General features: G+C 60.8%; 4 protein-coding genes. 3 read left to right on the top strand and 1 reads right to left on the bottom strand.

Going from position 1 to position 3,049, the window contains the following annotated elements; translation table 11 throughout:
* Positions 1-518: SDR family NAD(P)-dependent oxidoreductase (locus H0V34_14800; protein MBA2492892.1), on the bottom strand; the 518-nt coding region annotated here is incomplete at its 3' end.
* A 112-nt stretch (positions 519-630) separates the two neighbouring features.
* On the opposite strand from H0V34_14800, the gene H0V34_14805 reads away from it, so the two are divergent.
* The 3 genes from H0V34_14805 to trpC form a co-directional block, all read left to right on the top strand.
* On the top strand, positions 631-1,224 hold the full coding sequence (locus H0V34_14805) for an aminodeoxychorismate/anthranilate synthase component II (GenBank protein ID MBA2492893.1): 594 nt from the start codon (positions 631-633) through the stop codon (positions 1,222-1,224).
* Between the two features lie 28 nt (positions 1,225-1,252).
* Complete coding sequence (trpD, locus tag H0V34_14810; protein ID MBA2492894.1) at positions 1,253-2,263, top strand: anthranilate phosphoribosyltransferase; 1,011 nt, start codon at positions 1,253-1,255, stop codon at positions 2,261-2,263.
* Positions 2,260-3,049, top strand: a 790-nt coding sequence (trpC, locus tag H0V34_14815) for an indole-3-glycerol phosphate synthase TrpC (protein MBA2492895.1), incomplete at its 3' end; no start/stop codon positions are given. The genes trpD and trpC, both read left to right, overlap by 4 nt.

Genomic DNA, 3,049 nt, shown 5'->3' on the forward strand with positions numbered 1-3,049 from the left:
ATCGAATCCCGTGGGTCAGCGCGTCCAGCGCGTATTTTGGTCATCGCATAGCCGGTTACACCCGCGCTTTTCACACGTTTTCCCGACAGTGAAACGATATTGATCACCCGCCCCGCGCCGCTCTGCTTCAGGTGCGGAAATGCGGCGCGGACCAGACGCCACGGCGCCTTGGCGTTCACTTCCCACATTTCATCGAGGCTGGACTCGTCACCGCTTTCCACGTCGAAGGCATGCATGATTCCGGCGTTGTTCACGATCCCGCCCAAACGACCAAACCTTTCGTAAGTGGCTGTAATCCACGAGCCGGCCGACTGCGCGGAGTGCGCATCGTACTTGTGCGTCATCACCCGGCACTCATCCACGTGCGCCGTTAGCTGCTCCAGGCTTTCTGGTTTGCGTGCACCCAGGCTCAGCGTGTAACCGTTATCATACAGGCGCTCGGTGATAGCACGGCCTATGCCGCGGTTGGCGCCCGAGATGAGAATCACGCGCTTGTCAGACGATAAACGGGATTGCATCTTACGCTTTGCTCCAAACTTCATTACTGTGGACGCCTTCGCTCAACATCGACCGTACCTCTGGGACGAAGATGTCGAATGATGCCCGACGCAGTAGGGAATGATCAATGACATGTTGCTGATGATCGATAATTACGACTCGTTCACCTACAACCTGGTGCAATATCTGGGCGAACTGGGTGTGGAGGTCAAGGTGGCGCGCAACGATGAGATCAGCATAGACGAGATCGAGCAATTTGCGCCTGAGCGCATCGTAATCTCGCCCGGGCCTTGCACGCCCAATGAAGCGGGTGTCTCGCTGGCGGTGATCGGCCGCTTCGCGGGACGGATGCCCATCCTGGGTGTTTGTCTCGGTCATCAGGCCATCGGCCAGGCGTTTGGCGGGCGCATCGCGCACGCGCGCGAGATCATGCACGGTAAAACGTCCATGATTCACCATCGCGGCGCCAGCGTATTCAGTGGTCTGGACATGCCGTTCGAGGCGACCCGTTATCATTCGCTGGTGATAGACAAGACCAGCCTGCCCGAATGTCTGGAAGTGACCGCCTGGACGCAAACGCCGGCCGGGGAGCGCGACGAGATCATGGGCGTGCGTCACCGCGAGTTCGCGGTGGAAGGCGTGCAGTTTCATCCGGAGTCCATTCTGACGCGGCATGGGCACGATCTGTTGCGGAACTTTCTAAAACATCAGGTTTGCAGGGCTTAGTTGCCGCTGCACCAGCACAGGACCGTAAATGGATATCAGGCAGGCCATCGGCCGCATCGTGGATCGCATAGATCTTGACGGCGAGGAAATGGAGTTGGTCATGCGCCAGATTATGACCGGTGGCGCGACACCCATTCAGATCGGTGGCTTTCTGGCGGGCCTGCGGACCAAGGGCGAGACTGTGGCGGAAATCGCCGCGGCGGCGAAGGTAATGCGCAAACTCGCGACGCGGGTAGACGTGACGACGAAAAATCTGGTCGATACGTGCGGCACCGGCGGCGATGGCATGTGCACTTTTAATGTATCCACCGCGAGCGCGTTCGTGGTCGCGGCGGCCGGCGGGCGCGTCGCCAAGCATGGCAATCGATCCGTGTCCAGCAGTTGCGGCAGCGCCGACGTGCTGGAGGCCGCGGGCGTGAAAATCGATCTGAGCCCGGAACAAGTCGCGCATTGCATTGACAAAGCGGGAGTGGGTTTTCTGTTCGCGCCAGCGCATCACGCCGCCGCGCGCTTCGCAGCAGCGCCGCGCAAGGAGCTGGGTACGCGCACCTTGTTCAATCTGCTCGGCCCGCTCACCAATCCGGCCGGCGCGCCGAATCAACTGCTGGGCGTGTTCGCGCCGCGCTGGGTAGAGCCGCTCGCCAAGGTATTGCACAATCTAGGCAGTCGGCATGTGCTGGTGGTGCACGCCGAAGACGGTCTGGACGAGATCAGCATCGCCGCGCCAACTCAGGTCGCGGAGCTGCAGGATGGACAAATTCGCACTTACATAATCAAGCCTGAGGATTATGGCGTGAGAAGGCAATCACTGGATTCATTGCGCGTGGCGAACGCGAGCGAAAGCCTGGCGCTTATTCGCGCGGCTCTGGATAATCGGCCCGGCCCGGCACGGGATACGATCATGCTTAACGCGGGCGCGGCGCTTTATGCAGCCGATGTGGCGGAAAACGTGGCGCGTGGCGTGGAGCTGGCGCGCGCCGCGATCGCCTCGGGCGAAGCAGGGCGGCGCATGGCGCTTTTGGCGGAAATAACACAATGAGTTCAACGGATATCTTAAGGCAAATTCTCGCCGCCAAGGCGGAGGAAGTTGACACGCGCGCCGACGAGTTGCCCTTAGCCGAACTGCAAGCGCGCATCGACGACGCGGAGATGCCGAGGGGTTTTGCTGGACGCCTGCAGCTGACCGTCGAAAGCGGACGGCCCGCGATAATTGCGGAGCTCAAGAAGGCGTCGCCGAGCAAAGGGGTAATCCGCGCCGACTTCGATCCTGCCGCGATCGCCGCGAGCTACGAAGCCGGGGGTGCTACTTGTCTGTCGGTGTTAACGGACGAGCACTATTTTTACGGGTGTGCGGAGGATCTGCGGGTCGCGCGCGCGGCCTGTTCGTTGCCCGTTCTGCGCAAAGACTTCATCATCGATCCGTATCAGGTCTACGAGGCGCGCGCGATGAGCGCGGACTGCGTGCTGTTGATCGCGGGCGCGCTTGGCGACGGCATGATGCGCGAATTATGCGCGCTGGCGCGCGACCTGCGGATGGATACGTTGCTGGAGGTGCATGACGCGCATGAGCTCGAGCGCGCGCTGGCGCTGGATACGCCATTGATCGGCGTCAACAATCGCAGTCTTCACACTTTTGAAACGCACCTGGATACGACGCTTGAGTTGTTGCCCAGGATTGGCGGCGGACGGCTGGTGATTACCGAAAGCGGCATCAATTCGCGCGATGATGTCGCGCGCATGCGAAAGGGTGGGATTAGTTGTTTTCTGGTCGGTGAGGCATTTATGCGTGCCCGCGATCCGGGCGCGAAGCTGGCCGAGCTGTTTG

The sequence above is a fragment of the Gammaproteobacteria bacterium genome, assembly GCA_013696315.1.
Classification (GTDB): domain Bacteria; phylum Pseudomonadota; class Gammaproteobacteria; order JACCYU01; family JACCYU01; genus JACCYU01.